The following is a 26,908-nucleotide window of genomic DNA, read 5'->3' as shown; positions in this document are numbered from 1 at the left end:
GCAGCGCGTTCCAGGGTTCCACGGCTTGCTGTGCGAGCCGCACGCCTGTGGCGAAGGTCGCACGAACGGCAGCCGCCCCCGCCGCGGGTGCGGCGGGGGCGGCTGCCGTGTACGGGCGACCCGGTCAGTCGTCGTTCTTGCCGGCCGGGGTCGTCTTGGCGATCTGCATCAGGAACTCGGCGTTCGACTTCGTCTGCTTCATCTTGTCGAGCAGCAGCTCGATCGCCTGCTGCGAGTCGAGCGCGTGCAGCACCCGGCGCAGCTTCCAGACGATGGCGAGCTCCTCGCTGTTGAGGAGGATCTCCTCCTTGCGCGTACCCGACGGGTCGACGTCGACGGCCGGGAAGATGCGCTTGTCGGCGAGCTTGCGGTCGAGCTTGAGCTCCATGTTGCCGGTGCCCTTGAACTCCTCGAAGATCACCTCGTCCATGCGCGAGCCGGTGTCGACGAGCGCGGTGGCCAGGATGGTCAGCGAGCCGCCGTCCTCGATGTTGCGCGCGGCACCGAAGAAGCGCTTCGGCGGGTACAGCGCGGTCGAGTCGACACCACCGGACAGGATGCGGCCGGAGGCGGGCGCCGCGAGGTTGTACGCGCGGCCCAGACGGGTGATGGAGTCGAGCAGGACGACCACGTCGTGACCCAGCTCCACGAGGCGCTTGGCGCGCTCGATGGCCAGCTCGGCGACGGTGGTGTGGTCCTCGGCCGGACGGTCGAAGGTCGAGGAGATGACCTCGCCCTTGACCGACCGCTGCATGTCGGTGACCTCTTCCGGACGCTCGTCGACCAGGACGACCATCAGGTGGCACTCGGGGTTGTTGGTGGTGATCGCGTTGGCGATCGCCTGCATGATCATGGTCTTGCCGGTCTTCGGCGGGGCCACGATCAGACCGCGCTGGCCCTTACCGATCGGCGACACGAGGTCGATGATGCGGGTGGTCAGCACGCCCGGGTCGGTCTCCAGACGGAGCCGGTCCTGCGGGTAGAGCGGGGTCAGCTTCTGGAACTCGGGGCGGCCCCGGCCCGATTCGGGCGACATGCCGTTGACGGAGTCCAGGCGCACGAGGGCGTTGAACTTCTCGCGGCGCTCGCCGTCCTTGGGCTGGCGCACGGCACCGGTGGTGTGGTCACCCTTGCGCAGGCCGGCCTTGCGGACCTGGGCGAGGGAGACGTACACGTCGTTGGGGCCGGGCAGGTAGCCGGAGGTCCGGATGAACGCGTAGTTGTCGAGGATGTCGAGGATGCCCGCGACGGGGATCAGGACGTCGTCGTCGGCGACCTGCGGCTCGCCCGGGGCGAACTCGTCACGGCCACGGCGGCCACGGCGGTCGCGGTAGCGGCCGCGCCGGCCGCGACGGCCGTCCTCGCCGTCGAAGTCGTCCTGCGGACCGTTGTCCTGACGGCCCTGCTGGCCCCGGCCGCCACCCTGCTGCTGGCGGTCCTGGCGGTCCTGGCGCTCGGCGCGGTCCTGGCGGCCGCCCTGCTGGCCCTGGCCCTGGCCGCCGCCCTGCTGCTGGCCCTGCTCGTCGGCCTTGGCACCGCGCTCGCGGCGGCCCTGACGGTCGCCACGCTCGCCGCGCTCGCCGCGGTCACGGCGGTCACGGCGGCTGCGGCCCTCGCCGGCCTCCTGCGCGGGGGCCTGGCCCTGCGCCTGGGCGGCGACGGCCGCGACCGGCTCCGCCTTGGCCTCGGCCTGCGGCGCGGCCGCGGGGGCCTCGGTCTTCTGCTCGACCTGCACGACGGCGGGGGCCGAGGACTCGGGGCTGCCCGAGGGGGCGGTGGCGCGGCGCCGGCGGCGCTCGCCGACCGGGGCGTCCTCGCTGATCGGCTGGCCCGGGATCTCGATCTGGGCCTGCGCGGCGGGCTTCTCGGCGGGCGCCGCGGCGGCCGCCTCGCCCGTGCGGGCCTTGCTGGTGGCGCGGCGCTTCGGCTTGGCCTCGGCGGCGTCCGCGGCGGGAGCCGCGGCCTTGGGGGCGCTGCCGCCCTGCGCCTCCTTGATGACCTCGATCAGCTGGCTCTTGCGCATCCGCGCGGTGCCCCTGATACCGAGGCCCGACGCGACCTGCTGCAGCTCGGCCAGGACCATGCCCTCAAGGCCGGTGCCGGAGCGGCGGCGCCGGGTGGCAGTGGCAGCTGCGGCGCCCGCGGCGGGGGCACTGGTGTCGACGTTGGTGTCGGCAGCGCCCATCAGATCGGTGGTGTCGCTCACGAAGGGTCCTTCCCTGGAGCGGACGTCGGCCTGTCTGGCTCGGCGACCGGTTGTGCTGTCCGACAACAGTCCTAGGTGTGTGAACTGTGCCGGGGCGGTGGTCCGCCGGTAGAGATACGGCGGAAAGAAACGTGCATGGGTGGTTCCGGCGAGAAGCCCCCGAGCTGGAAGCGTGGGAATGTCACGCCGATTCCGGAGCGTGCCCGAAACTGCTGGCAGCGATCAAAGCAGTCGGGGAGGCTCCCGGAAGAAAGGTGGTCCCGGATGGGGACACTGAGCACCGAGCCATGGCGGCTTCGGTTGCGTACTTGAGATTAACACTACCGGATCCAACAGACATTCCCCCTCTCAATCACCGGCAATCGCCCTTCCGGGGTGGTCGGCCTGCCCGGCCGCCCGCCCCGGAGGGCCGTGTCACGAGGACACGGACTGACCGCCCTGAGCGCCCAGCGGAAGGACGCTCGCACCCGCGGCGTCGAGGGCGAGCCGGTTCGCGGCCCATCCTTCGCCCGCGAGCTGCGCGACCTTGTCGGCCGCGTCGTTGTCGACCAGCGCGAGGACCGTGGGGCCCGCGCCGGAGATGACCGCGGGGATGCCGTCCGCCCGCAGCCGGTTGACGAGTGCCACGCTCTCCGGCATCGCCGGGGAACGGTACTCCTGGTGCAGCCGGTCCTCGGTGGCGGGCAGCAGGAACTCGGGACGCCTGGTCATGGCCTCCACGAGCAGACCCGCGCGCCCCGCGTTCACGGCGGCGTCCACGTGCGGAACGGTACGCGGCAGCAGGCCGCGGGCGGTCTCGGTCAGGACCGGCTTCGACGGGACGAAGACCACCGGAACGATGGAATCGGCGGGGTCCATACGGATCGCCTTCGCGCTCCCGCCCTCCATCCAGGCGAGGGTGAATCCGCCGAGCAGACAGGCGGCGACGTTGTCCGGGTGCCCCTCGATCTCGGTGGCCAGCTCCAGCAGCGCCGTGTCGTCGAGCTTGGCCTCGCCGCCTATGGTCACGGCGCGCGCCGCGACGATGCCGGCGCAGATCGCGGCCGAGGAGGAGCCCAGGCCCCGCCCGTGCGGGATCCGGTTGGCGCAGACGACCTCCAGGCCGCGCGGCTGCCCGCCCAGCAGGTCGAACGCGGTGCGCATGGAGCGTACGAGGAGGTGGCTCTCGTCGCGCGGGAGGGTGTCGGCACCCTCACCCGCGATGTCGATGTTCAGCCCGGAGTCGGCGACGCGCACGACCACGTCGTCGTAGAGCCCCAGGGCCAGGCCGAGGGCGTCGAAGCCGGGGCCGAGGTTGGCACTGCTGGCGGGGACGCGCACTCGTACGGCGGCGGCGCGGAACGCTGGACCTGCCATCGGTCGATGACACTCCTTGTGACTGTGCGGGATCCGGCGGGCTGTGCGGGATCTTCGCTGCGAAATGTACTGGAGAACGTACGGCACCCGAAGGCCCTCGGGGCAGCACCGCGGTCATATGCGCGGTGGCGGATGTCAGTACAGCGTATCGAAGGAAGGTTCTCCCGCGACATAGGGCGCACAGGAGGCGCACGACGCGTGTCGGCGTCTTCCGCCGGATTCCGCTGGATTCTGCTGAATTCCGCTGAGTTGCCCTTGGCTTTCGGGGCCGTACGGGCCCGGTTGCCGGGTTCCGGAAGGTTTCCGGAACCCGGCAACCGGGTCATGGGCCGCAGGAGGCGGCCCGGGGGGCCCGGGCGGGGCCCCCGGATCAGACCAGGCCGAGCCGGACGGCCGCGGCTTCGGCGTCCACCGGAACGGTGACGGGCTGCGGAGCGCCGGCGACCGCCCAGTCGGGGTCCTTCAGGCCGTTGCCGGTGACGGTGCACACGATCTTCTGGCCGGGGTCGACCAGTCCGAGCTCGGCGGCCTTGAGCAGACCGGCGACCGAGGCGGCCGAGGCGGGCTCGACGAAGACGCCCTCCTGGGAGGCCAACAGACGGTAGGCCGCGAGGATCTGGCGGTCCGTCACCTCGTCGATGAAGCCGCCCGACTCCTCCTTCGCGGCCAGCGCGAAGTCCCAGGAGGCCGGGTTGCCGATGCGGATCGCGGTGGCGATGGTGTGCGGCTCCTTGACGACCTCTCCGCGCACGATCGGCGCCGAGCCGGAGGCCTGGAAACCCCACACGCGGGGCGTACGGGAGGCCAGGCCGTCGGCCTTGTACTCCTTGAAGCCCTTCCAGTACGCGGTGATGTTGCCGGCGTTGCCGACGGGCAGCACGTGGATGTCGGGGGCGTCGCCGAGCGCGTCCACGATCTCGAACGCGGCCGTCTTCTGGCCCTCGATGCGCACCGGGTTGACGGAATTGACCAGCGCCACCGGGTAGTTGTCGGACAGCGCGCGGGCCAGGTCCAGGCAGTCGTCGAAGTTGCCGTCAACCTGCAGGATCTTGGCGCCGTGCACGAGGGCCTGGCCCATCTTGCCGAGCGCGATCTTGCCGCGCGGCACGAGGACCGCGGACACCATGCCGGCGCGCACCGCGTACGCGGCGGCGGAGGCGGAGGTGTTGCCCGTGGAGGCGCAGATCACGGCCTTGGCGCCGTCCTCCTTGGCCTTGGTGATGGCCATGGTCATCCCGCGGTCCTTGAAGGACCCGGTGGGGTTCGCGCCCTCGACCTTGAGGTGCACCTCACAGCCGGTGCGCTCGGAGAGCACCTGGGCGGGGACGAGGGGAGTACCACCCTCCCGGAGCGTGACCACGGGGGTCGTCTCGGTGACCGGCAGGCGGTCCCGGTACTCCTCGATGATGCCGCGCCACTGGTGGGTGCGATTGCTGCTCATGGGTCCTTACTCCCCTTCAACACGCATGATGCTGGCGACACCGCGCACGGTGTCCAGCTTCCGCAGCGCCTCGACGGTCCCGGAGAGGGCGGCGTCGGGGGCGCGGTGGGTGACGACGACGAGGGAGGCCTCACCGTCCTTGCCCTGCTGCCTGACCGTGTCGATCGACACGCCGTGCTCCGCGAAGGTGGTCGCCACCTGGGCGAGGACGCCCGGCTTGTCCGCCACATCGAGGCTGATGTGGTAGCGGGTGACGACGTCCCCCATGGGGCTGACGGGCAGCTGGGTGTACGCCGACTCGCCGGGCCCCGTTGCCTCGGCGAGCTTGTTGCGGCAGACGGCGACCAGGTCGCCGAGAACCGCGGACGCGGTCGGCGAGCCGCCCGCGCCGGGTCCGTAGAACATGAGCCGCCCGGCGGCCTCCGCCTCGACGAAGACCGCGTTGTAGGCCTCGCGGACGGAGGCGAGCGGGTGGCTGAGCGGGATCATCGCCGGGTGGACGCGGGCGGTGACGGACTCGCCGTCCGCGGCGCGCTCCAGGATGGCGAGGAGCTTGATGGTGCAGCCCATCCGCTTGGCGGAGGCGAAGTCGGCCGCGCTGACCTCGGTCATGCCCTCGCGGTACACGTCGTCGAGGCGGACGCGGGTGTGGAAGGCGATGCCGGCCAGGATCGCGGCCTTGGCGGCGGCGTCGTAGCCCTCGACGTCGGCGGTCGGGTCGGCCTCGGCGTAGCCGAGGGCGGTGGCCTCGTCGAGCGCCTCCTGGTAGCCGGCGCCGGTGGAGTCCATCTTGTCGAGGATGAAGTTCGTCGTGCCGTTGACGATGCCCATCACCCGGTTGATCTTGTCGCCGGCGAGGGACTCGCGCATCGGGCGGACCAGCGGGATGGCGCCGGCGACGGCGGCCTCGTAGTACAGGTCCAGCCCGTGCGCCTCGGCCGCGGCGTGCAGCGCGGCACCGTCCTGGGCGAGCAGCGCCTTGTTGGCGGAGACGACGGAGATGCCGTTCTCGAAGGCGGTGGTGATCAGGGTGCGGGCGGGCTCGATCCCGCCGATGACCTCGATGGCCACGTCGACGTCACCGCGTTTGAGCAGGGCGGTGGCGTCGGTGGTGACGAGCGCGGGGTCGATGCCCTCGCGCACCTTGGAGGGGCGGCGCACGGCGACGCCGGCGAGCTCGACGGGCGCGCCGATCCGGGCCGCCAGATCGTCGGCGTGCGTCGTCATGATGCGCGCCACCTCTGAGCCGACCACGCCACAGCCCAGCAGCGCCACCTTCAGCGGACGCGTACGCATCATTCGACCTACGCCTTTCGATCTTTTTCGCTCCCGGCGCGCGGGTTACGCGCCAGGTATGAACCAGTCTCACTCAATGGACAGGAGATTCCATCTCCGGTCCATTGAGTGAGACGTCTATTTTCGGGGCCGGACGCCCTGTCCCAAAAATATGGGAATCATCCGAGGTCGAGGGACAGGAGATCTTCCTCCGTCTCACGCCGGACGATCACCCGCGCCGCCCCGTCGCGCACGGCGACGACGGGCGGACGGAGCGCGTGGTTGTAATTGCTGGCCATGGAGCGGCAGTACGCCCCGGTGGCGGGTACGGCGATCAGGTCGCCGGGCGCCAGGTCGGCGGGCAGGAACGCGTCCCGGACGACGATGTCGCCGCTCTCGCAGTGCTTGCCGACGACGCGGACGAGCATGGGTTCGGCGTCGGAGACGCGGGAGACGAGGGTCACGGCGTACTCGGCGTCGTACAGGGCCGTCCGGATGTTGTCGGACATGCCCCCGTCGACGGAGACGTACGTGCGCAGGCCCTCCAGCGGCTTGATCGTGCCGACCTCGTAGAGGGTGAACGCGGTGGGCCCGACGATGGCGCGGCCGGGCTCGACGGAGATCCGGGGAGCCTTCAGTCCCGCGCTCTCGCACTCCCGCGCGACGATCTCGGTGAGCGCCTTGGCGATCTCGTGCGGCTCGCGCGGGTCGTCGGCGGAGGTGTAGGCGATGCCGAGGCCGCCACCGAGGTCGATCTCGGGGAGCTCGACCCCGTGCTCGTCGCGCACGGCGGCCAGCAGCTGCACGACCCGCTTCGCGGACACCTCGAAGCCGGCCATGTCGAAGATCTGGGAACCGATGTGCGAGTGGACGCCGAGCAGCTCCAGCGAGTCGTGCCCGAGCGCCCGGCGCACGGCCTCGGCGGCGGATCCGTCGGCGACGGCGATGCCGAACTTCTGGTCCTCGTGGGCGGTGGCGATGAACTCGTGGGTGTGCGCCTCCACGCCCACGGTCACCCGGATCTGCACGGGCTGCCGCACACCCGACTCGGCGGCGATGTGCGCGACCCGCGCGATCTCCTGGAAGGAGTCGAGCACGATCCGCCCCACACCGGCGGAGACCGCGCGGCGGATCTCGCTCTCCGACTTGTTGTTGCCGTGGAAGGCGATCCGGTCGGCGGGCATCCCGGCGGCGAGGGCGGTGGCCAGCTCCCCTCCCGAACACACGTCGAGGTTCAGCCCCTCCTCCTTCAGCCACTTCACGATGGCCTTGGAGAGGAACGCCTTGCCGGCGTAGAAGACGTCGGCGTCCTTGCCGAAGGCGTGCGCCCAGGCACGGCAGCGGGCCCGGAAGTCCTCCTCGTCGAGGAAGTAGCCGGGGGTGCCGAACTCCTCGGCGAGCCTGGTCACTTCGATGCCGCCGACGGTGACGACCCCGTCCTCGTTCCGCGTGACGGTCCGCGACCAGACCTTCTCGTCGAGCTCGTTCAGGTCGGCGGGCGGCGGGGCGTAGTGGCCCTCGGGCAGGACGTCGGCGTGGCGGGGCCCGGCGGGGTGCGCGGAACGGCTCATCGGTATCTCTCTTCGGGAGTCACAAAGAATCAGGGGCGTCTATGCCGAGGAGGGCTAGGCCGCCGGCCAGCACCGCCCCGGCGGCTTCGGCAAGAGCCAGCCGGGCGCGGTGGGCGGCCGAGGGTTTCTCGTCCCCGAGGGGCAGTACCTGGTGCTGGAAGTCGAGCAGCGCGTCGGCGACGACCACGAGGTGCCGGGCGAGCCGCTCGGGCGCGCGGTGGTGCGCGGCGGCCTCAAGGGCGAGGGGGTGGTCGGCGAGGGCGCGCAGCAGGGCGGTCGCGCCGCCGTCGCCGGGCTGGGCGACTGCGCCGGGCTGGGCGACTTCGCCGGGCTCGGCGTGGAATCCGAGGTCGCGGGCGTTCCGGGTGAGCGCCCGGACCCGGGCGTGGGCGTACCGCACCCGGAAGAACTCGTTCTCCTCGCTCTGTACGAGCAGTCCCTCACCGAAGACGGGGGTCTCGCGGGCCGGCACGGCGAGCATGGCCCAGACGGCGGCGCCGGTCCCGTACCGCGCGAGCACGTCCCCGTCCCGCCGGGCGACGGGCGCGACGGACGGCTCGTCGCCGCCGTCCCGGGGGAACCCCTGTCCCTCCCGGATCCGGGCGACGGCGGCCCGCACGGCCTGCTCCCGCCCCCCGCCGACGGCCGCGCTCCGCGCCGGGGCACACCCGTACCGCTCTCCTCTGGTGCGCACGTCCCGCACCAGCGCGCTCGCCGAGAGGGGGGCGAGGGTGAAGTTCAGGAAACCGGGGCCGGTGACGTCGACGCTCTCGATCCCGGGCTCCAGGACCAGCGCCCCGGCCAGCACCCGGGCGGCATCGGCGCCCCTGCCCATCCGCAGGGCGACGGGGCTGGCGTACTCCCCCACCCCTCCGGGCCGCGTCCGCTCGACGACCACCCGGGCGGGCACGGGCCCGCCCAGCGCTCCGGCCTCGACGGCGCGGCGCACGGCGTGTACGACGGCACGAGAGAGGTCGGCGGGGATCACGGAACCCAGCCTAGGGGAGAAGCCCCCTCGCCATGCATCGGGTTTCGCCATGTGGAATAGCAGGTGGGACGGCCCGCCCCCGCAACCCCTGCCGGCTACGCCCCTCTGCCGGCCGGAGCGCCCTTCCGCTCCCGCCGGTCCTTCCGCTCGACGAGGCGCCGTACGACCCGCACCAGCTCGGCGGGCTCGAAGGGCTTGGCGAGGAAGGCGTCCACCCCGGCGGCGATCCCGGCCTCGACCTCGTGCTGCGTACAGGCGCTGACGATGGCGACGGGCACGTGCCGCGTCCGCGGATCGGCCCGCAGCTGGGCGGCGGCCCCGAACCCGTCCAGTCGCGGCATGACCACATCAAGGGTGATCGCGTCGGGACGCACGCGGTGGACGACGTCCAGGCACTCGGCACCATCGTTCGCGGTCACGACCTCGAAGCCCTCCAGCTCGAGATTGACCTTGATCAGCTGCCGGATGACCTTGTTGTCGTCGACAACGAGGACCCGGCCCGAGGCGCCTGGCACAACTCGAGAGTAGGTCGCCCTAAGCCCCCGCGTCCGGGTTTTTGCCACTTCCACCCCCTCCGGGCGACCACCCTCCCCCCTCCCGCCCAAAACGGTTCCTGATCACCCCACGGGAGCTGGTAGTGTTCAACCCGTCGCCGCAACGCGAACGACACGCCCCCGTAGCTCAGGGGATAGAGCAACGGCCTCCGGAGCCGTGTGCGCAGGTTCGAATCCTGCCGGGGGCACTTAGCTTGGAGCAGCGGTTTACGCCGCTGACCAGCACAAGTGCCAAGCATGAAGGCCCGGACTCAGTCCCACTGAGTCCGGGCCTTTGTCGTTGTCACGCACTGGTCGCGATAGACCTGGCTCCAAGGCTCTGCTGAGGGCGGGGTTTCGGCGTATGAGGGCCGGGCGGATGCCCGCACCCCCTCCCCCGCCTGTCAAGACACGTGAATCCGGGGCCTGACGCGGCGGGGGCGGCGGGGCCTACTGGAGGTGTGGTCGAGAGGAGCCTGGGGCTCCCCGGCCGGCCCGTACCGACAGAGGAGGATTCCCATGACCGCCCAGCCCTTCTGGACCCGCCGTCTCTTCGTGTTCGCCGCCTCGACCATCGTGGCCGTCGGGGGTGCCGTGCTGAACGTCGCCGCGTTCACGGCCGTCCACGGGACGCCGCACGTGACCGTGGCCGACCACCAGTGGCAGTGCGTCAAGGCCCCCTGCGGCCCGCCGGACGGCAGCGGGTCCGGGCCCGGGAAGGGCGGGCATCACCCCCACGGAAGCCCCTCCCCCCACGTCTGGGAGTGCTTCGCGGCGCCCTGCAACCAGCCGGACGACGGCTTCCCGACCCCGAACCCGGCCCCCGTGGGGACGCCGTTCCAGGGGACCGCCCCACTGGCCTGACCCCGGCCTCGCCCCGGCCCGGCGCCTACCCGGCGTCGGGCCACTCCCGCGCCGACTCCTCCCGGCGCCGGGACTGGCGGTCGTTCTCGGTGCGGAGGGTGGTCAGCCAGGGCCACAGGTCCGGGAGGGGCTGGGCCGGGCAGGCGAGGCGGTGTTCTATGCGGCAACGCTGGTCCGGGACCGGTGGGCAGACTCCGTAGAGGGCCACACGGCCGTCGGACAGCACGATCCACCGGTGCTGGGCCGGCACGATGTGCGCCAGGGGTGCCATGTCCTGCTCCAGCAGCACCCAGTCGTGGTCGAGCGTGGCCACCCTGTCCACCGGCAGCCCGCAGTAAGGGCAGTGCGGCTGCCCGGCGCTGAGCCGGCGCGGTTCGTCCTGGTAATCCCCCATACCTGTGAGGGTCGACAGTCCGGCGGACCGTGCAAAGGGCGGGAACCGGCCGGGACGGGTGGGGTGGGCGGCCACCGGTGGGACGGGGGGCGATGCAGGGGACCGCGTCCGTCACTTGCGGCCCGGCGGCGACGGCCGAGAGGGCGCGCCCGGGTCGCGGAGGGGGCTGGGGCGGGTGCCGGTGGGGCAGGTGTTCCGGTGGTCCGTACGAGGGGGTGGGGCAGGGTCTGTGTGTTCGGGGGGTGGTGGGGGGACAGGGGGTGCGTAGGGTGGATTTGAGGCCGCTTTGTGCCGTTGACCAGGTGCTTTGCGGCGTGATGGCGCATAGAGGATGGGGCGACGAGATGCGTGAGCTGGCCGAGACGGCGCGGCAGTGGGTGGCCGAGGGGCGGGTGGCGTTCCTGGCGCGGCCGGTGACCGAGCAGGGGTTCGGGCCGCGGGATCCCGCCGGGGCCGTGCTCGTGGACACCCGGGGTGAGTGCGTCGGGGCGTTGTACCGCGGGGTGTTCGACGCCGAGCTCGTGGCCGAGGCCGGGGCCCTGGGGGTCGGGGGTGGGGCGCGAGTGTGCGAGGTGTCGGTCGGGGCCGGTGAGGCCACCGAGGCGAAGCTGACGTGTGGCGGGCAGGCCGAGGTGCTGTTGCAGCCGCTGTCCGCGATCCCCGCCGAGTGGTGGGAGCTGCTCGGGACGGGGGCCGGGGTGGCGCTCGTGACCCGGCTGAACGAGGGGGCGGACGCCGCCGTGAGCGAGGTCGTGCGGGCCGGGGACGTGCCGGTCGACGACGCCGGGCGGCGGGCCGGGGAGCTGCTCGGGACCCGTCGGCCGGGGCGGGACGCGCTGTACGGGGGATCCGGGCTGGTGCTCGTGGAGGCGTACCCGTCGGCTCCGCACGTGGTCATCGGCGGCAGCGGGGAGCTGGCCGAGGTGATCGGGGCGCAGGCCGCGCTGCTGGGGTGGGAGTCGGTGGTGGTGGAGAGCGCCGGCGAGGCGGAGAAGGTGCTCGTCCAGCACCGGGACGCCGCCTGTCTGGTGCTGCTGAGCCACGATCCGGACTTCGACGTGCCGACGCTGCGCGGTGCCCTGGCGCTGGGGATCCCGTACGTGGGCGCGCTGGGGTCCCGCCGGACCACCGCGCGGCGTCGGGAGGGGCTGCTCGCCGCCGGGGTGGCGGAGGCGGAGCTGGCCCGGGTGCACGGGCCGATCGGCCTGGACCTGGGGGCCAGGACCCCGGCCGAGACGGCGCTGGCGATCTGCGCGGAGATCCTCGGTGTCCTCGGCGGCCGTGACGCCCGGGGGCTGCGGGACTCCGACGGTCCGCTCAGGTAGGGGCCCTGGGGGCGGATGGTGTTCATGATTCTTTGGGCCGAGCGCGTGAGAAAGGTGTGAAAACGGGAAAATAGGATGCATGGACATGATCCTGAGCGTTGACGCGACCCTCTCCCACAGCGCCTGGTTCTTCATCGTCGGAATCCTGATCGCCGGGTTCCTGCTCGCCGGGTTCAAGCTGGGGCAGCGGGTGCGGGCCAAGGAGCCGCCGCCGCCCACTCCCGAGAGTCAGCCGCACCTTCCCGAGGGGGGTGCCGTTCACGAGGTCCGGGAGGAGAGGGACCACGTGGAGATCCCCGAGGGCGGGCTGAGGCCGCACGAGATGCAGGGGTACGGGAACTTCGGCTCCCGGACCTCCGACCACCCCGACGAGGTACGGGCCGCGCGGGAGTCCGGGTACAAGCCCGTGACCGGACCCGGACCGCATCCGCAGCCCGGGGCTCCGCCCGACGCGGGGCGCGGGGCGCACGCCTAGGCGTGCACATCCGCCTCCTCAGGAGTGCCGGCCCGCGCCTTCCGCGCGGGCCGGAGGTCTGTCAGAGGTCCGTCCGGAGGCGGAGTACCTCCGGTGGGGGGTGACGGGTCGAGGTGTGGCGGACCTCGGCCGTCAGCGGCGGGTCCAGGGGGGTGTAGGGGGTTTCGCCCAGGCCCGTCACCGTGAGCGGGGGACCCGGGGGCGCCGCGGCGGGTCGGGGGGACGTCCGCAGGGCCGCCGTGAGGTCCGCGCGGAGGGCGGGCGGGAGGGGGCTCGACAGCAGGGGGGTCTCCTCGTCCTCTCCCGGGAGGAGCAGGACGAGGGCCTGGGGCCGGCGCGCGGTCCCGGTGTAGCCGATCACCGCCGCGTCGCGGACGCTGGTGTGGCGGAGCTTGCGCCAGGACCGGCGGCCGGAGGGATAGGGCTGGTCCAGGCGTTTGACGACCAGCCCCTCGATACCGCTCGCGGGCAGGGTCTCGTACCAGGCCTCGGCCAGCTCGGGGTCGGTCGTCATCGGTACCGGCTGGAGCGGCGGCCCGAGGGGGGTCAGGAGGTCGACCAGGAGGGCGCGGCGGTGTTCGTAGGGCCGGGCGCGTACGTCGAGGCCGGCCAGTGCCAGGACGTCGAACGCCGCGTACGAGGCCGGCAGGGTGCGGGCCAGGGCTGCGGCGCGGGCCGGGGTGGCGGCCGCGCGGCGCTGGACCAGGGCGAAGTCGGTGCGGCCCTCGTGCCAGACGACCACCTCCCCGTCCAGGACGGTTCCGGCCGGCAAGGCCCGTGCGGCCGCCACCAGATCCGGGAAGGCGGCGGTCACGGTGCGCCCGGAGCGGGCCTGGAGGGAGACGGCGCCGACCGTGCGGAGGACGACCATGCGGTGGCCGTCGAACTTCGGCTCGTAGGCCAGGCCGGGGCCTCGCGGGAGGGTGCGTACGGAGAGCGCCAGGGCCACCCGGACGGGTGGTTCCACAGGGCTCACCGGGCTCACCGGGCGGCCCCGGGCAGCGGTCCGGCCTGGGCGGGGTCCAGCAGGGGGGCCAGGAGGTCGCCGTCGCGGTCGAGCCGGGGCGGGATGTCGTCGGCGAGGAACACCAGGTCGGAGGGGTCCCGGCAGGACTCGACCTCCGCCCAGGTGACGGGGGCGGAGGCGGTCGGCAGGGCCCGGGCGCGCAGGGTGTAGGGGGCGGCGGTGGTCTTGGCGGCGGCGTTCTGGCTGTGGTCGACGAACACCTTGCCGGGGCGCAGGGCCCGCGCCATGCGGTGCACGACGAGGGCGGGCAGGGCGGCCTCGGCCTCCTGGGCGAGGTGTTTGGCGTACGCGGACACCCGCGCGGACGGGGCCGGCTCCACCGGGACGGACAGGTGCAGGCCCTTGGAGCCGGAGGTCTTGGCGTACGCGTGCAGCCCGTCGGCGGCCAGACGCTCACGGAGCCAGAGGGCGACGGCGCAGCATTCGGCGATGGTCGCGGGCGCGCCGGGGTCGAGGTCGAAGACGATGCGGTCGGCGACGGCGGGGGTGGCGGCGGGCCACTGGTGGACGTGGAACTCGACGACGAGGTTGGCGGCCCAGATGAGGGCCGGCATGTCGGATACGAGCACCTGTTCGGCTCCGGGGTCGTCGGAGCGGGGCACGCGGGCGGTCTTCACCCAGGCGGGGGTGCCGGGCGGCGGGTTCTTGGTGAAGAAGAGCTGCCCGTCGGGGCCGTCCGGATAGCGAAGAAAGGAGACCGGGCGGTCATGGATGTGCGCGAGGAGGGCAGGCGCGACGGTGGCGTAGTAGTGCAGCACCTCGCCCTTGGTGAAGCCGGTCCTCGGGTACAGCACCTTGTCCAGGTTGCTGAGCGCGATGCGGCGCCCCTCCACCGATGTGATCGGCGTCATACGATGAGATTGCCACGAATCAGGAGGAACCGTGCGATCCATTTGGAACGGGGCGATCTCCTTCGGCCTGGTCAGCATCCCGATCAAGCTCGTGAACGCCACCGAGAGTCATTCCATCTCCTTCCGCCAGATCCACGTCACCGACGGCGGACGCGTCCGCTACCGCAAGGTGTGCGAGCTGGACGGGGAGGAGGTGTCGTCGGACGAGATCGGAAAGGGGTACGAGGAGGCGGACGGGTCGATCGTGCCGATCACCGACGAGGACCTGGCGCAGCTTCCGATCGCCACGGCGAAGACGATCGAGATCGTCTCGTTCGTACCGGCCGATCAGATCGATCCGCTGCAGATGGACTCCGCCTACTACCTCGCGGCGAACGGGGCCACGGCGGCGAAGCCGTACACCCTGCTGCGGGAGGCGCTGAAGCGGAGCAGGAAGGTGGCCATCGCCAAGTTCGCGCTGCGGGGGCGGGAACGGCTGGGGATGCTGCGGGTGGTGGACGACGTCATCGCCATGCACGGGCTGCTGTGGCCCGACGAGATCCGGGCGCCGGAGGGGGTGGCGCCGGAGGCGTCGGTCTCGGTGCGGGAGGCGGAGCTGGACCTGGCGGACGCGCTGATGGCGACGTTGGGGGAGGTGGAGATCTCCTCCCTCACGGACGAGTACCGGGAAGCCGTGGAGGCGATGATCGCGGCGAAGGCCGGGGGTGCGTTCGAACCGTCCGAGGCGGTGGTGGAACCGGCCGGCGGCCAGGTGATCGACCTGATGGCGGCGCTGGAGAACAGCGTGCGGGCGGCCCGGGCCTCGCGGGGCGGGGACGGCGGCGGGGGTGGCGGGGACGGCGGCGAGGCCGAGGTCACGCCGATCCGGCGGAAGGCGGCCACGGCCGCCGCCGCACCGAAGGCGGTGGGCGGCAAGAAGTCGACCGCGGCGGGTGGACGGGGCGGGGCGGCGAAGAAGTCCGCGACGGCGAAGTCCACTTCGAAGGCTGCGGCATCCAAGTCGGCGGCGAAGAAGGCCGCTTCGGGTACGAAGTCCACGGCGTCGGCGGCCGCCAAGAAGACGGCGGCGGGAAAGAAGGCGGCGCCACGGAAGCGGAGTTCCGCCTGACGGGCGGGGGTCGTGGGTGCGGGTGGCCGCGGGGCCGCTGCGCGGAGCCCGCTCCCCGCCCCGCCCTTCACCCGTTCCCCGGGGCTCCGCCCCGGACCCCGCGCCTTGAACTCCCCCGGCTACCGCTCCCCCGTCCACGTCGTTCTCGTGCGGGCCGTCGTGAACAGGGCTTCCACGTCCGGGGGTTTGAGGGTCGGCGGGATCGCGCGGAGGGTGGCGGTCAGGGTCGGGGGCTGGAGGACCAGGACGTCACGGAGGGTGGGGGCGACCTCCACCCGGGAGGCGTCCGTGAGGGTCAGCACCGGGGTGACCGGGGACTCCAGGACGCGGGAGGCGCAGGCGGCCGCGCCGCGGATCCAGCGGGGGTCCGGGCCGGGGGCGGACCGGCCCACCGTGAGGAGCAGGTCGCCGGCCTGGGCCCGCTGGCGGCGCCCTGGGACCGTGCGCAGGGCGAAGACGCCCGGCGGGCCGATGAGCAGGTGGTCCAGGAGCCCCGGGCCGCCCGGCAGGGGGACGTCGTGGACCACCCGCCAGTCCTCGGCCTCCAGGAGATCGAGCTCCGCCCCCACCCGCTGGAACGCCAGGAGTTGGCGCCGCATGCGGTGCCGCGTACGGCCGCCGCCCGGCGTCCCGTACGCCAGTTCGCCGAGCAGGGTCTCGCCCGGGCGGTTCGGGGCGAGGTCCCGGTCCGGCGCCAGATGCAGGCGGCGTAGTTCGGCGGGGGTGGGGACGGGGGGCGGCCCGATGGTCCAGTCCCCGGTCAAGTACGGGCGCAGCACCGCCAGTACGGGTTCGCGCGCGTCGTCCGAGAGGACGCTGATCCGGTTGGTCTGCCGGTCGTACCAGGCCACCGCCCGGCCGTCGGGCCCGTTGACGTAGAGCCGGCCGCGCCCGGGCCGGCCGCTCGGAAGCACCTTGAGTCCGCGCATCCGCCTCACCCCCGCCGTCCATGTGAGCAGCCACCGCCGCCCTCGGCAATCCCTCGGACATGTAACAGCTCCGTCGGCTCGCTGCTGCCTTCCTGTTACAAGGCCAGGGCCCTACCGCAACAGCCCGCCCCTACGTTGGTGCCACACCTGCCCGTACCACCCGCCCCGAAGGACTCCCGTGAGCACCCTCAGCCGCCGCACCATCGTTCGCGCCACCGCCGTGACCGCATGCGTCGCGGGCGTGCTGGCGCTGCCCACCGCCGCCGCGTTCGCCGACGGGCTTCCGGCCGCGTCCGCCGCCGGCGCGCAGCGGACCCTGGTCAGCAGCCTCTCCCTCGCGGACGGCCGGTCGACCGCCAAGGTCTACCGGCTCGCGAAGGACGCGTACCAGGCCGAGATCCTGCGCTCCGGCACCACCGTGGCCACGCTGAACAGCCGCGACGGGGCCACCGGCGTGGGCGGGGCCGGTGAGCTGCACGCCGCGCTGCGGCCGGACGGACGGCTCTCCTCCTGGGTCGGCGAGACCCCCGCCGCCGACGGCTCGCACGCGGTGGCCGGCGACGGCCACAAGACCGCGACCCGCCGGGGCGCCGGGCAGGTCGTCCCGGCCGTCGCCGAGACCCACCGCACCGCCGGCGCCGCCGGGACGCTGCGGCTGAACACCCTGGCCGACGGCCAGGGCAGCGGGGTGCTGCTGCTCGCCGCGGGCGGCGGGATCGCGGCCGTGGGCGCGGCCGGCCTGGGCTTCGCCATGCTGCGGCGAGGCCGCACGGACGGCTGACCTGCGGGAACGGCGAGGGGCGACTGCACCCCGGGGCCGGAAATCCTAAAACGGGCTTATCTCCGCATAAGGTGGTCAGGGCGATGTCATCGTCCTGACCACCGCCCGTTGCGCCCCGGAGAGGAGAGCCCGCGCCGTGCGCATGCCTTCCTTCCGTACGGGTGCGGGCGCCGCCCTGCTCGTCCTGCTGCCGGTGCTGCCGCTGACCACCGGGTGCGGGAACACCGGCGGGCTGGCCGCCGCGGGGCCGGCCCCGACGGCACGGGGACCCGTACAGCTGTGGCCCGAGCGCAAGGGCGCGGAGGTGCCGCCCGCCGATCCGGGGAGCGCGCCGCCGCAGTACGTGCGGGGACTGCCGCCGGTCACCGACCAGGACGTGCACTCCGTCGACCCGGTGGCCCTGGTACAGGCGGAGCTGCGGGAGCATCCGGACATCGAGGTGGGCCCGGACGGGATGCCGGCGGAGACCGCCGCCGCGATCCGGGCGTGCGGGCGGGAGGGGCAGGAGCCGGGGGCGTGCCCCGTGCTGGCGCCGTACTACCGGGACCTGACGGGGAATGGCAAGGACGAGGTGGTGGTCGGGATCGAGTTCCCCGACCGGATGATGTCCGTACGGGTGTACACGGCGGACCCGGACGGCCGGCTCAACCGGATCATGGCGACGACGCAGACCGTCATCGGCGTGGAGCTGGCGGGGCGGGACGTGATCCTGCGGGTGCCGAGCGGGAACCCGGGGTACGAGCTGATCACGGCGTGGTCGTGGGACGCGCGGCAGCGGACGATGCTGCCGGCGCGGGAGCAGATCGTACGGGTGCCGGCGGGGGCCTCCGGGACCGCCGGCGCGCAGCCTCCGGCGGGGGCGACGGCCTCCGGCTCCGGTCCGGCCGGACCGGCCAGGCCTGCGGGGGCCGCGGGGGTCGCGGGAACCGCCCCGGGTGCGCCGTGAGGCGGCTGCTGCCCGCCTGGACGGCCACGCTGACCTGGAAGTCCACGTGCTTCATCGTGGTGATGTGCTGCTCGCTGGCGGCGGTGCTGGGTGTGCTCGTCCACGTCGAGGTGACCCGGCAGACCGTGGGCACGGCCCGGGAGAAGGCCCTGGCCAAGCTGCACGACGCCGCGCTCGCGTACGAGGCGGGCGAGGCCCTGCCTCCCGAGTCGGGGATCGACCCCCAGGGGTTGCCGCAGGAGCTGCGGGCGCTGGCGGTGGGCGGGCAGCGCGGGACGGTCGTGGCGGAGGACCGCCAGGGACGGCCGGTGATGTGGGCGGCCGCGCCGGCCGACGGGCGGGCGCTGGCCACGTCCATCGACTACGGGCAGAGCGCACGGACGATCAGGGGCCTGGACAACGCGATCATCGGTTCGTCGGTGCTGGCCATCGGGGGGACGCTGCTGGTGGGCGCCTTCGCGGTGACGCGGGTGACGCGGCGGCTGCACCAGACGGCGACGGTCGCCCGGCGGATCACCGGCGGGGACCTGGACGCGCGGGTCGGCGACCCGCGCACGGAGGACCCCTCGCGGCACCCGGACGAGGTGTCGACGGTGGCGGGGGCGCTGGACACGATGGCGGGGACCCTCCAGCGCAAGCTGCAGAGCGAGCAGCGGTTCACGGCCGACGTGGCGCACGAGCTGCGGACGCCGCTGACCGGCCTGCAGGCCGCGTCGGAACTGCTGCCGGAGGGACGGCCGACGGAGCTGGTGCGGGAGCGGGTGCGCACGATGCGGCAGCTGACCGAGGACCTGCTGGAGATCTCGCGGCTGGACTCAGGGAGCGAACGGGTGGAGACCGACCTGCACCAGCTGGAGCGGCTGGCACGGCGGGTGGTGCGGGCGTCGGGGACGGACACCGAGGTGGTGGTCGTCCGGGACGCGCACGTCGAGACGGACCGGCGGCGGCTGGAGCGGGTGCTGGGCAACCTGGTCGCGAACGCCCACAAGCACGGCCGGGGGCCGGTGGTGGTGACGGTGGACGGCCCGGTGGTGACCGTACGGGACCACGGGGACGGGTACCCCCGGTACCTGCTGGACGGGGGCCCGCAGCGGTTCCGGAGCGGCGGCAAGGGCCACGGCCTGGGCCTGACGATCGCGTCGGCCCAGGCGGAGGCGATCGGCGCCCGCCTGGACTTCCGCACGGCGGCGGGGGGCGGCGCGCTGGCGGTGGTGACGCTGCCGACGGGTGGAGGGCGGGAGCCCGCCGGGCGGTGACGGATCCGCCGGCCGGCGCGGGAGGTGGGCGGGGGTCCGGCGTCAGGCCTCCGGCCTTCGGCGCTTGCGCCAGGGGAGGCCGAGCTTCGGCTTTTCGCCCGACGGGCGGTACTCGTACTTCCAGCCCTTCTGGAGACCGAGCCGCTTCGTGTACCCCGACGGGACCCGTTCGTACAGCAGCACCGTCGGCGGGCCGCCGTCTGCCGAGGGGACGGGGATCTCGTACCACTTGGGCGGGTGGCCCGTCGGGCCGAGGAGGATCGGGAGGACCCGGCCGTCCATCGGGCCGCCCTCGAAGGGGGTCGGTTGGCTCTTCACCCCACCAGTGTCACAGGAGGTGGGCGGCCTCGGAGACCACCGGGATCACGCGCCGGGCGAGGAGGCCCGCAGGGCCGTCCGGGCGTTCCAGGGCGAGGGCCGCGCGGGCGGCGGCGGCCGTTTCGGGGTCCGTGGCGGCAGTGGCGGTCAGGAGGGCGATGAACTGGTCGACCAGCCAGTCGCGGAGGGTGGCGGCCTCCGGCTGTTTGCCCTCGTCCAGCCAGATGAGGGAGGTGGCCTCGACCGCCGTGATCCAGGTGCGGACCATCATCCGCAGCCGCGGCCCGGGGCCCGGGGCGGGGAGGTCCAGGTGGAGGAGGATCTGCTCGGCGGCCGCCCGGCGGATGCCGTCCACCGTGGCGGTGGTGCGGGAGGTCTCCACGACGCTGCCGCCCTGGAGGAGGGCGGCGAAGCCGGCGTCGTGTTCGTCGACGAAGGCCAGGTAGCGGTCCAGGACCCGGGAGAGCCGGCCGGTGAGCGGACCGGCCTGGGGTTCGGCGAAGCAGAGTTCGAGGACGTCCGCCGCCGAGCGCAGGGCCGCCTCGTACAGCTGCTGCTTGCCGCCGGGGAAGTAGCGGTAGACCAGCGGCCGCGAGACCCCGGCGGCCTCCGCGACGTCGTCGAGGGAGATCTCCTCCGGAGCCCGGTGCGCGAACAGCGACAGGGCGGCGTCGAGGAGTTGGGCTCGCCGCTCCTCGACGCTCAGTCTGCGGTAGGCGCGTACGGTCATGTCCGCAGCGTAGACGTACGGTGCGGCGCGCGCGGGGGCTTAGGCGAGGAGGCCGGAGCTCTTCCAGAGGCGGCGGCCGGCGCCGCGCAGGACGCCGATGTCGTCGAGGAAGTCGGTGAGCCGCTTGGCGCCGGTCTGCATGACCTCGCGGCGGTGGCCGCTGGCCTTGACCTGGGCGACGGCCTCGCGCCGGTCGAGGCCGACGTTGTCGTAGACGGCCGGGTTCACGAAGGCCAGGGAGAAGACGCGGGCGGCCTCGCCGCAGCTGATCCGGGTGAGTTCGCGCTCCCAGCGCGGGGCGGTGAGCATCTGGCGGCGCAGTTCCTCGCGGGCGTAGCGGACGTGCCGGGCCTCCTCGATGACGTGGATGCGGGTCACGCCGCGGACGAGGGGCTGGATGCGCTCGTCGGGGAAGGTCAGGCGCTGCATCCAGTCGAGGATCTCCTCGCCGAGGAGCGTGCAGGCGAAGGAGCCGGGGGTGGTGGAGACCGTCTTCAGGACGCGGGCGAGGTTGTGGTTGGTGCGGGAGACCGGGTAGGCGGGGGCGCCGCCGGTCTGGATCATGCGGGCGAACATCATCGAGTGGCGGCACTCGTCGGCGATCTCGGTGAGCGCGTAGCGGACGTGGTTGCTGGTCAGCGACTTGTCGTAGATGTGCCGGACCAGCAGCTGCATGAGGATGATCTCGAACCAGATGCCGAGCGAGGCGAGGGCGGCCGCTTCGTGCCGGGAGAGTTCGATGCGCTGTTCCTCCCCCATCTTCTTCCACAGCGGGGTGTCGTAGAGGGAGAGCAGCTCGGGGGGCCAGTAGTACTTCCCGTCGACGGGCGGGGCCTCCCAGTCGAGTTCCCTGTCGGGGTCGAAGGAGTGCTTGGCGGAGGATTCGAGCAGGCGCTCGGCGATCTGTTCGCGGTCCTTGAGGAGGCCGAGGGCGTCCCTCAGCGCGGCTCGCTCCGTCACGGTCGTCATGGCTTCGGGCCCCTCGACAGTCGGGTTACCAGCGGTCACGTCTTATAAGACTCCTTGTCAGCAAGGCCGTCAATCCCTCGCGCACGACTTGTTGACCCCGTGTCTACCAACGTGTGACGCTGCCAACTGTCCGCTCCTGTACGGCAGTACGGCAGTACGTGAGACGAGGAGGCGTCAGTGTCGACGCACGAGCTCTACACCACGGCCCCGGGCGAGGGCGTCTGGCAGGTCCCCGCCAGCGGCTCGGCCCGCTTCAGCTGGGAGTACGACGAGGGCCGCGAACGCCTCCTCGCGCTCTACCAGAAGGGCAAGGACAAGCAGTGGGACGGCGCCAAGCGCGTCGACTGGGACATCGAGGTGGACCCGTACGACCCACTGGGCACCCCCGACGAGGTGCTGACCCTGTACGGGACGCGGCACTGGGCCAAGCTCACCGAGACGGACAAGGGCGACCTGCGCCGGCACTACGCCGCCTGGAACTTCAGCCAGTTCCTCCACGGCGAGCAGGGCGCGATGGTGTGCGCGGCGCGCATCGTGGAGTCCGTGCCGGACCTGGACGCCAAGTTCTACTCCGCCACCCAGACCATGGACGAGGCCCGGCACGCCGAGATCTTCGGGCGGTTCCTGCACGAGAAGGTCGGGATGCTCTACCCGGTCAACGACAGCCTCCAGGGCCTGCTGGGCGACACCCTGCGCGACTCCCGCTGGGACATGCCGTACCTGGGCATGCAGGTGCTCATCGAGGGACTGGCGCTGGCCGCGTTCGGGATGATCCGCGATACGACGGACAAACCGCTGCCCCGGCAGATCCTCGCGTACGTGATGCAGGACGAGGCCCGGCACGTGGCCTTCGGGCGGATGGCCCTGCGCGACTACTACCGGCAGCTGACGGACGCCGAGCGCCGCGAGCGGGAGGAGTTCGTCATCGAGGGCTGCTACCTGATGCGGGACCGGCTGCGCGGGGTGGAGGTGCTGGAGAACTTCGGCATCCCCCGGCGGGAGGCGGAGGAGTTCTCCGAGCAGTCCGGGTTCCTGCACCTGTTCCGCAGGCTGCTGTTCAGCCGGATCGTGCCGTGCGTCAAGGACATCGGGCTGTGGGGCGAGCGGCTGCAGAAGGCGTACCTGGACATGGGCGTCTTCGAGATGGGCGACTCCAGCCTGGACCTGCTGATGACCCAGGACGAGGAGATCGCCGAAGCCCTCGACCGCGAGCGCTTCGCGGCCGAGGAGCGGGAGCGGATGGCGGAGGTGGCGGCCGCCGTCCAGGAGGGTGCGGAAGGCTAGGAGGCCTGGGTCACGGCGCCGGCGGGAAGGACGTGCGCAGGGTGAACGCGTGCGGGGTCGGGCCGTGTTCCCGCAGGTGCAGCAGGCGCCCCTCGGCGTCCGCGACCGTCGGGCGCTCCCCCGCCGGCACCCACCACAGGGCCGTCATGGCCTCCGTGACGTGCTCGAACCACTCGCGCCGGCGCGACATCAGCTCGCGGTGGCGCCCCTGGTACATGAAGGCCGTCAGGGCGTCGGCGTCCCGCCACACCGACATGTTGACGATGATCCACTCGTCGCCGAAGACGGGCACGCCGGTGGCGTTGCCCTCCTCGCCCTGGAGCCGCCACACGAAGCCGTCCGCCGCGTCCGCCACGGCGTTGACGGGGTCGAGCCCGTCCATGAAGTCCTTCAGTTCCGGTGAGTCGAGGGGGTACTTGAGGCGGGATATGTTCACCTGGGCCAGTTCGTAGGTCATGGCGCTACGGCTACCAGCCCGGGGGAGCGCGCCGCTCGGAATTCCATCCCCCGGACGCGGAACGGCAGGTCTCACCGGCCGGCCAGGGCCGCCTCCATGACCGCGCGGGCGATCGGGGCTGCCGCGCCGTTGCCGCTGATGTCGCCGCGTACCGCCGAGGCGTCCTCGACCACCACCGCGACCGCCACCGCCGGCTGCGGCGCGCCCTGCGCGGCCGCCCAGCCGATGAACCACGCGTAGGGGGTCCCGGCGTTGCCGACGCCGTGCTGGGCCGTGCCCGTCTTGCCGCCGACCCGGGCGCCCGGGATGGCCGCGTTGCGCCCCGTGCCCTCCTCCACCACCTTCACCATCAGCTCCTGCATCCGCAGCGCCGTGGGCGGGCTCATGGCCCGGCCCAGGGTGCGCGGGGCGGAGCGGCGGACCAGGCCGCCGCCGTGCCGGGTCGTGCGGTCCACCAGATAGGGGGTTTCGATCTCCCCGCCGTTGGCGACGGCCGCCGCCACCATGGCCATCTGGAGCGGCGTGGCCTTGGTGTTGAACTGCCCGATCGAGGACAGGGCCAGCTGGTCGGGGCTCATGTCGGTGTCGAAGGTGGACCGGGACACCCAGGACGGCACCCGCAGCTCCTCCTCGTTGAACCCGAACCGCTCCGCCGCCGCGACCATGCCCCGCAGCCCGACCCGCACCCCGATCCCGGCCATCACCGTGTTGCAGGACCACTGCACCGCCTCCGCCATCGAGGCGTCCTCGCAGCCGGTGCCCGCGTTGGGCAGCAGGGTGTTCGTGCCCGGCAGCGGGTAGGGGTCGGGGGTGCGGGTGGGGGCGTCCACGTCGGTGACCACGCCCGCGTCCAGGGCAGCGGCCGCCGTCACGATCTTGAACGTGGAGCCCGGCGGATAGGTCTCGCGCAGCGCCCGGTTGAGCATCGGCTTGGCGGGGTCCGCGTTCAGCCGCGCCCAGGCCGCCCTGACCTTCGGGCCGGTCCCGGAGAGCAGACCCGGGTCGTACGAGGGGCTGCTGACCAGGGCCAGGATCCGGCCGGTCGCCGGCTCCAGCGCGACGGCAGCGCCGCGCTTGCCGCCGAGCCCCCGGTAGGCGGCCCGCTGCACGGCGGCGCGCAGGGTGGTCGCGGCGTCGCCGCCGTCGGGGCGGCCGCGCGAGAGGTCGTACCAGAGGGGGAAGGCGGAGAGGCCCGGGTCGGTGCCGGACAGGACGGCGTCCTCGGCGCGCTCGGTGAGGCTGGTCCCGTACGTCTGGGAGGAGAAGCCGGTGGCGGGGGCGTAAAGGGGGCCGTCGGTGTAGGTCCGCTCGAAGCGCAGCAGCTGGCCGCTGTCGCGGGAGCCGGTGACGGGACGGCCCTCGACGAGGAGGTTCCCGCGCGGCTGGGCGTAACGCTCGACGGAGGGGCGCCGGTTGGCCGGGTTCGCGCCGTAGGCGGCGGCTTCCCAGACCTGGACGCGGGCGACGTTCACCAGCAGGGCGGCGAGCAGGAGCAGGCAGAAGTACGCGCACCAGCGGATGTAGCGGATCACGCGGGGCCCCCGCTTCCGCTCCCGCGGGCGCTGTCGCTGAGCCGGACGAGCAGCGCGACGATGATCCAGTTGGTGACGACGGAGGAGCCGCCCTGGGCCAGGAAGGGCATGGCCATGCCGGTGAGCGGGATGAGGCCGGTGACCCCGCCCGCGATGACGAAGACCTGGAGCGCGACGATCGAGGCGAGGCCGGTGGCGAGCAGCCGTCCGAAGGGGTCGCGGAGCGCGAGCCCGGCGCGGAAGCCGCGGGAGACGAGGAGCCCGTAGAGGAGCAGGAGGGCGGTCAGGCCGACGAGGCCGAGTTCCTCTCCGGCGGTGGCGAGGACGAAGTCCGATTTGGCGGCGAAACCGATGAGGAAGGACTGCCCGTGGCCGAGGCCCGCGCCGAGCAGGCCGCCGGCGGCGAAGGCGAAGAGGGACTGGGCGAGCTGGCCGGGGCCTTCGCCGCGTTCGATGGAGGCGAAAGGATTCATCCAGTCCTGGACGCGGCTGTGGACGTGCGGTTCGAGGGTTCCGACGGCGTACGCGCCGAGCCCGGCGAGCAGGAGGCCGACGGCGATCCAGCCGATGCGGCCGGTGGCGGTGAACAGCATGATCACGAAGAGGCCGAAGAAGAGGAGCGAGGTGCCGAGGTCCCGTTCCAGGACGAGAACCCCGACGCTGAGCAGCCAGATCGTGAGGATCGGCCCGAGGACCCGGCCGGGCAGGAGCCTGAGCTTCCAGAAGAGCCGGCGGCCGGTGAGGGCGAGGGCGGTGCGGTTGGCGGCCAGGTAGGAGGCGAAGAAGACGGCCAGCAGGATCTTGGCGAACTCCCCGGGCTGGAAGGAGAGCCCGGCGAAGCGGATCCAGATGTGGGCGCCGTTGACGGCCGGGAAGAAGACGGGGACGAGCATCAGGGCGAGGGCGGCGGTGACGGAGAGGTAGGCGTACCGCTGGAGCACGCGGTGGTCGCGCAGCCCGAAGACGGCCAGGGCGAACAGCCCCACCCCGAGCCCCGACCACCGCAGCTGGTCCCCCGCGCCCGCCTCGCCCGGGGTGGCGAGGTCGAGCCGCTCGATGAACACGAGGCCGAGGCCGTTGAGGAGCACGGCGATGGGCAGGAGCAGCGGGTCGGCGTACGGGGCGCGGAACCGCACGGCGAGGTGCGCGAGCAGCGCGGCGAGACCGAGACCGGCGGCGTAGTGGGAGGTGGAGGTCGGGACCCGGCCGGCGAGGCCGACGTAGGCGTGGCCCAGCACGGAGATCAGGACGGCTCCGGCGAGGAGCGTCAGCTCGACGCCCCGGCGCTTGGGGGCGGCGGCGGAGCAGGGGGGCGGAGCGGGTTCGGGCTCCGTCACCTTCGCCGTCAGGGCTGGCGGGGGCATACGGGAAACGTAGCAAGCCAACCGCCCCTATGTCCGGTTATGCCATAGTCTGCCGAAGAGTCGTCAGAAACGGTCGACATCACCGTCGCGAGGAGCGGGAGCCGAGCCTTATGGGACCTGTGGAATTCATCGTCCTCGCCTTCCCGGAGGAACAGCTCCGGGTCCCGGCGGTGGAGGCCGTGATGGGCCTGCGCAAGACCGGGGTGGTGCGCCTGATCGACGGCCTGGTCACGACGAAGACGGCCTCGGGAGAGGTCCTGGCGGCGGAGTTCGACGAGTTCGTGGAGCTGCGCGGCCTCCTGGCGGGCCGCGACGTGGCCCGGCTGATCGGCCCGGAGGACGTACGGGAGGCGGCGGAGCTGCTGGACCGGGGCAGCTGCGCGCTGCTGCTGGTGGTCGAACACGTCTGGGCGCAGGACGCGGCCGTCGCGGTACGGGCGGCGGGCGGGCGGATCGTGGGCTCGGTCCGGATCCCGGCGGAGCGGGTGGAGGTGGCCTGATGTTCATCCGCCCGGTGAACGTGACGGTGACGGCGGCGACCCGCCCGCCGGGCCACCCCCTGCTGCGGGGCCTGCTGCGACGGGCGGCGGGAGCGGCGGAGTGGAGCCAGGGCGTGGACGAGGAGGAACTGGCGGAGGCCTTCGCGGAGGACGAGGCCGAAGCCCTCACGGAGGCCGAGGCCCTGGCGGAGGCGGCGGGAACGGGGCTGGAGGGCCGGGCGGAGACGCTGGACGAGGCCGACGCGATGGCCCGCCCGTCCCCCTGGCCGCCCTCCCCGCCCCGCACCCCCACCCCGCAGGCCACCCTGGTCACGGAGCTCACCCAACTGGCCGACCTCACCCGCGAGGGCCTCCTGACCCCGGAGGAGTTCGCCCGCGCGAAGGCCCGGCTGCTGGAGGGGTGAGCGGAGCTCAAGCGGGGCGGTCTC

27 protein-coding genes and 1 tRNA gene are annotated in these 26,908 nt (G+C 73.0%); 11 read left to right on the top strand and 17 right to left on the bottom strand.

Annotated elements, in window-relative coordinates; genetic code table 11:
• Positions 1–124: 124 nt before the first annotated feature.
• From rho to ABT403_RS22985, 7 genes are all read right to left on the bottom strand, one after another.
• Positions 125–2,206 (bottom strand): transcription termination factor Rho, encoded by a 2,082-nt coding sequence (rho, locus tag ABT403_RS23015; RefSeq protein WP_344165079.1) that lies wholly within the window; start codon positions 2,204–2,206, stop codon positions 125–127.
• A gap of 414 nt (positions 2,207–2,620) precedes the next feature.
• Complete coding sequence (gene thrB, locus ABT403_RS23010) at positions 2,621–3,562, bottom strand: homoserine kinase (RefSeq protein WP_344165076.1); 942 nt, start codon at positions 3,560–3,562, stop codon at positions 2,621–2,623.
• Positions 3,563–3,932: 370 nt separating this feature from the next.
• The gene (gene thrC / locus ABT403_RS23005; RefSeq protein WP_344165073.1) at positions 3,933–5,003 is read right to left on the bottom strand and encodes a threonine synthase; all 1,071 of its coding nucleotides are present in this window, start codon (positions 5,001–5,003) and stop codon (positions 3,933–3,935) included.
• Between the two features lie 6 nt (positions 5,004–5,009).
• On the bottom strand, positions 5,010–6,299 hold the full coding sequence (locus ABT403_RS23000) for a homoserine dehydrogenase (protein ID WP_344165887.1): 1,290 nt from the start codon (positions 6,297–6,299) through the stop codon (positions 5,010–5,012).
• 158 nt (positions 6,300–6,457) lie between these two features.
• Entirely contained in the window at positions 6,458–7,849 is a 1,392-nt protein-coding gene (gene lysA / locus ABT403_RS22995) for a diaminopimelate decarboxylase (RefSeq protein WP_344165070.1), read from the bottom strand.
• 19 nt (positions 7,850–7,868) lie between these two features.
• The gene (gene nrtL, locus ABT403_RS22990) at positions 7,869–8,837 is read right to left on the bottom strand and encodes an ArgS-related anticodon-binding protein NrtL (protein WP_344165067.1); all 969 of its coding nucleotides are present in this window, start codon (positions 8,835–8,837) and stop codon (positions 7,869–7,871) included.
• 95 nt (positions 8,838–8,932) lie between these two features.
• On the bottom strand, positions 8,933–9,406 hold the full coding sequence (locus tag ABT403_RS22985) for a response regulator (RefSeq protein WP_425580259.1): 474 nt from the start codon (positions 9,404–9,406) through the stop codon (positions 8,933–8,935).
• 101 nt (positions 9,407–9,507) lie between these two features.
• On the opposite strand from ABT403_RS22985, the gene ABT403_RS22980 reads away from it, so the two are divergent.
• Positions 9,508–9,579 (top strand) — tRNA-Arg (locus ABT403_RS22980).
• Positions 9,580–9,889: 310 nt separating this feature from the next.
• Positions 9,890–10,234 (top strand): hypothetical protein, encoded by a 345-nt coding sequence (locus tag ABT403_RS22975; RefSeq protein ID WP_344165062.1) that lies wholly within the window; start codon positions 9,890–9,892, stop codon positions 10,232–10,234.
• A 25-nt stretch (positions 10,235–10,259) separates the two neighbouring features.
• On the opposite strand, the gene ABT403_RS22970 is transcribed toward ABT403_RS22975, so the two are convergent.
• On the bottom strand, positions 10,260–10,628 hold the full coding sequence (locus ABT403_RS22970) for a DUF6083 domain-containing protein (RefSeq protein ID WP_344165059.1): 369 nt from the start codon (positions 10,626–10,628) through the stop codon (positions 10,260–10,262).
• A gap of 344 nt (positions 10,629–10,972) precedes the next feature.
• Between ABT403_RS22970 and ABT403_RS22965 the strand changes: the two genes are divergently transcribed.
• Positions 10,973–11,953: an XdhC family protein gene (locus ABT403_RS22965; RefSeq protein WP_344165056.1), complete on the top strand. Its 981-nt coding sequence runs from the start codon at positions 10,973–10,975 to the stop codon at positions 11,951–11,953.
• 79 nt (positions 11,954–12,032) lie between these two features.
• Positions 12,033–12,428: a DUF6479 family protein gene (locus ABT403_RS22960; protein ID WP_344165054.1), complete on the top strand. Its 396-nt coding sequence runs from the start codon at positions 12,033–12,035 to the stop codon at positions 12,426–12,428.
• 61 nt (positions 12,429–12,489) lie between these two features.
• On the opposite strand, the gene ABT403_RS22955 is transcribed toward ABT403_RS22960, so the two are convergent.
• Complete coding sequence (locus ABT403_RS22955) at positions 12,490–13,404, bottom strand: ATP-dependent DNA ligase (protein ID WP_344165052.1); 915 nt, start codon at positions 13,402–13,404, stop codon at positions 12,490–12,492.
• 5 nt (positions 13,405–13,409) lie between these two features.
• On the bottom strand, positions 13,410–14,306 hold the full coding sequence (gene ligD / locus ABT403_RS22950; RefSeq protein WP_344165049.1) for a non-homologous end-joining DNA ligase: 897 nt from the start codon (positions 14,304–14,306) through the stop codon (positions 13,410–13,412).
• A gap of 31 nt (positions 14,307–14,337) precedes the next feature.
• Here ligD and ku point away from each other — a divergent pair, with 31 nt between their 5' ends.
• Positions 14,338–15,414, top strand: a complete 1,077-nt coding sequence (ku, locus tag ABT403_RS22945; protein WP_344165046.1) for a non-homologous end joining protein Ku — start codon at positions 14,338–14,340, stop codon at positions 15,412–15,414.
• A 119-nt stretch (positions 15,415–15,533) separates the two neighbouring features.
• Here ku and ABT403_RS22940 read toward each other — a convergent pair whose 3' ends face one another.
• Positions 15,534–16,343, bottom strand: a complete 810-nt coding sequence (locus tag ABT403_RS22940) for a nuclease-related domain-containing protein (RefSeq protein WP_344165043.1) — start codon at positions 16,341–16,343, stop codon at positions 15,534–15,536.
• A 178-nt stretch (positions 16,344–16,521) separates the two neighbouring features.
• Here ABT403_RS22940 and ABT403_RS22935 point away from each other — a divergent pair, with 178 nt between their 5' ends.
• From ABT403_RS22935 to ABT403_RS22925, 3 genes are all read left to right on the top strand, one after another.
• Positions 16,522–17,124, top strand: coding sequence for a hypothetical protein (locus ABT403_RS22935; RefSeq protein ID WP_344165040.1), 603 nt, complete (start codon positions 16,522–16,524; stop codon positions 17,122–17,124).
• A gap of 142 nt (positions 17,125–17,266) precedes the next feature.
• Positions 17,267–18,070, top strand: coding sequence for a hypothetical protein (locus tag ABT403_RS22930; RefSeq protein ID WP_344165885.1), 804 nt, complete (start codon positions 17,267–17,269; stop codon positions 18,068–18,070).
• Positions 18,067–19,326, top strand: a complete 1,260-nt coding sequence (locus tag ABT403_RS22925; RefSeq protein WP_344165037.1) for an ATP-binding protein — start codon at positions 18,067–18,069, stop codon at positions 19,324–19,326. Before ABT403_RS22930 ends, ABT403_RS22925 begins: the two co-directional genes overlap by 4 nt.
• Before the next feature lie 42 nt (positions 19,327–19,368).
• Here ABT403_RS22925 and ABT403_RS22920 read toward each other — a convergent pair whose 3' ends face one another.
• From ABT403_RS22920 to ABT403_RS22910, 3 genes are read right to left on the bottom strand one after another with little or no spacing between them, the layout of a single operon-like run.
• A complete protein-coding gene (locus tag ABT403_RS22920; RefSeq protein WP_344165034.1) occupies positions 19,369–19,644 on the bottom strand; it encodes a DUF8847 domain-containing protein in 276 nt (91 codons plus the stop codon).
• Between the two features lie 10 nt (positions 19,645–19,654).
• Complete coding sequence (locus ABT403_RS22915) at positions 19,655–20,374, bottom strand: TetR/AcrR family transcriptional regulator (RefSeq protein ID WP_344165031.1); 720 nt, start codon at positions 20,372–20,374, stop codon at positions 19,655–19,657.
• Between the two features lie 39 nt (positions 20,375–20,413).
• Positions 20,414–21,343, bottom strand: coding sequence for an AurF N-oxygenase family protein (locus ABT403_RS22910; RefSeq protein WP_344165028.1), 930 nt, complete (start codon positions 21,341–21,343; stop codon positions 20,414–20,416).
• A 177-nt stretch (positions 21,344–21,520) separates the two neighbouring features.
• On the opposite strand from ABT403_RS22910, the gene ABT403_RS22905 reads away from it, so the two are divergent.
• Entirely contained in the window at positions 21,521–22,627 is a 1,107-nt protein-coding gene (locus tag ABT403_RS22905) for a ferritin-like domain-containing protein (RefSeq protein ID WP_344165025.1), read from the top strand.
• Between the two features lie 10 nt (positions 22,628–22,637).
• On the opposite strand, the gene ABT403_RS22900 is transcribed toward ABT403_RS22905, so the two are convergent.
• The 3 genes from ABT403_RS22900 to ABT403_RS22890 all read right to left on the bottom strand — a co-directional run bounded on the left by ABT403_RS22900 (position 22,638) and on the right by ABT403_RS22890 (position 25,980).
• Positions 22,638–23,084: a DUF3291 domain-containing protein gene (locus tag ABT403_RS22900; RefSeq protein WP_344165023.1), complete on the bottom strand. Its 447-nt coding sequence runs from the start codon at positions 23,082–23,084 to the stop codon at positions 22,638–22,640.
• Between the two features lie 71 nt (positions 23,085–23,155).
• Positions 23,156–24,616: a penicillin-binding transpeptidase domain-containing protein gene (locus tag ABT403_RS22895; protein ID WP_344165021.1), complete on the bottom strand. Its 1,461-nt coding sequence runs from the start codon at positions 24,614–24,616 to the stop codon at positions 23,156–23,158.
• The gene (locus tag ABT403_RS22890) at positions 24,613–25,980 is read right to left on the bottom strand and encodes an FtsW/RodA/SpoVE family cell cycle protein (protein WP_344165018.1); all 1,368 of its coding nucleotides are present in this window, start codon (positions 25,978–25,980) and stop codon (positions 24,613–24,615) included. The genes ABT403_RS22895 and ABT403_RS22890 overlap by 4 nt, the downstream gene beginning before the upstream one ends.
• A gap of 110 nt (positions 25,981–26,090) precedes the next feature.
• On the opposite strand from ABT403_RS22890, the gene ABT403_RS22885 reads away from it, so the two are divergent.
• Positions 26,091–26,480: a DUF6325 family protein gene (locus ABT403_RS22885; RefSeq protein ID WP_079429758.1), complete on the top strand. Its 390-nt coding sequence runs from the start codon at positions 26,091–26,093 to the stop codon at positions 26,478–26,480.
• Entirely contained in the window at positions 26,480–26,884 is a 405-nt protein-coding gene (locus ABT403_RS22880) for an SHOCT domain-containing protein (RefSeq protein ID WP_344165013.1), read from the top strand. Before ABT403_RS22885 ends, ABT403_RS22880 begins: the two co-directional genes overlap by 1 nt.
• Positions 26,885–26,908 lie beyond the last annotated feature (24 nt).

Origin of the sequence: Streptomyces sp. NPDC000075 (genome assembly GCF_040301925.1) — a bacterium.
Lineage (GTDB): Bacteria > Actinomycetota > Actinomycetes > Streptomycetales > Streptomycetaceae > Streptomyces > Streptomyces polychromogenes.
Note: the sequence above shows the minus strand (reverse complement) of the source record. Positions and strands in the feature narration are given on the sequence as shown.

What these genes read in the sequence shown, in the direction of transcription:
- thrB (WP_344165076.1), bottom strand. Translation starts at nt 3,562, where the DNA reads ATGGCAGGTCCAGCGTTCCGCGCCGCCGCCGTACGAGTGCGCGTCCCC.
- thrC (WP_344165073.1), bottom strand. Translation starts at nt 5,003, where the DNA reads ATGAGCAGCAATCGCACCCACCAGTGGCGCGGCATCATCGAGGAGTAC.
- ABT403_RS23000 (WP_344165887.1), bottom strand. Translation starts at nt 6,299, where the DNA reads ATGCGTACGCGTCCGCTGAAGGTGGCGCTGCTGGGCTGTGGCGTGGTC.
- lysA (WP_344165070.1), bottom strand. Translation starts at nt 7,849, where the DNA reads ATGAGCCGTTCCGCGCACCCCGCCGGGCCCCGCCACGCCGACGTCCTG.
- ABT403_RS22975 (WP_344165062.1), top strand. Translation starts at nt 9,890, where the DNA reads ATGACCGCCCAGCCCTTCTGGACCCGCCGTCTCTTCGTGTTCGCCGCC.
- ABT403_RS22970 (WP_344165059.1), bottom strand. Translation starts at nt 10,628, where the DNA reads ATGGGGGATTACCAGGACGAACCGCGCCGGCTCAGCGCCGGGCAGCCG.
- ABT403_RS22965 (WP_344165056.1), top strand. Translation starts at nt 10,973, where the DNA reads ATGCGTGAGCTGGCCGAGACGGCGCGGCAGTGGGTGGCCGAGGGGCGG.
- ABT403_RS22960 (WP_344165054.1), top strand. Translation starts at nt 12,033, where the DNA reads ATGGACATGATCCTGAGCGTTGACGCGACCCTCTCCCACAGCGCCTGG.
- ligD (WP_344165049.1), bottom strand. Translation starts at nt 14,306, where the DNA reads ATGACGCCGATCACATCGGTGGAGGGGCGCCGCATCGCGCTCAGCAAC.
- ABT403_RS22940 (WP_344165043.1), bottom strand. Translation starts at nt 16,343, where the DNA reads ATGCGCGGACTCAAGGTGCTTCCGAGCGGCCGGCCCGGGCGCGGCCGG.
- ABT403_RS22930 (WP_344165885.1), top strand. Translation starts at nt 17,267, where the DNA reads ATGCCTTCCTTCCGTACGGGTGCGGGCGCCGCCCTGCTCGTCCTGCTG.
- ABT403_RS22915 (WP_344165031.1), bottom strand. Translation starts at nt 20,374, where the DNA reads ATGACCGTACGCGCCTACCGCAGACTGAGCGTCGAGGAGCGGCGAGCC.
- ABT403_RS22910 (WP_344165028.1), bottom strand. Translation starts at nt 21,343, where the DNA reads ATGACGACCGTGACGGAGCGAGCCGCGCTGAGGGACGCCCTCGGCCTC.
- ABT403_RS22900 (WP_344165023.1), bottom strand. Translation starts at nt 23,084, where the DNA reads ATGACCTACGAACTGGCCCAGGTGAACATATCCCGCCTCAAGTACCCC.
- ABT403_RS22890 (WP_344165018.1), bottom strand. Translation starts at nt 25,980, where the DNA reads ATGCCCCCGCCAGCCCTGACGGCGAAGGTGACGGAGCCCGAACCCGCT.
- ABT403_RS22885 (WP_079429758.1), top strand. Translation starts at nt 26,091, where the DNA reads ATGGGACCTGTGGAATTCATCGTCCTCGCCTTCCCGGAGGAACAGCTC.
- ABT403_RS22880 (WP_344165013.1), top strand. Translation starts at nt 26,480, where the DNA reads ATGTTCATCCGCCCGGTGAACGTGACGGTGACGGCGGCGACCCGCCCG.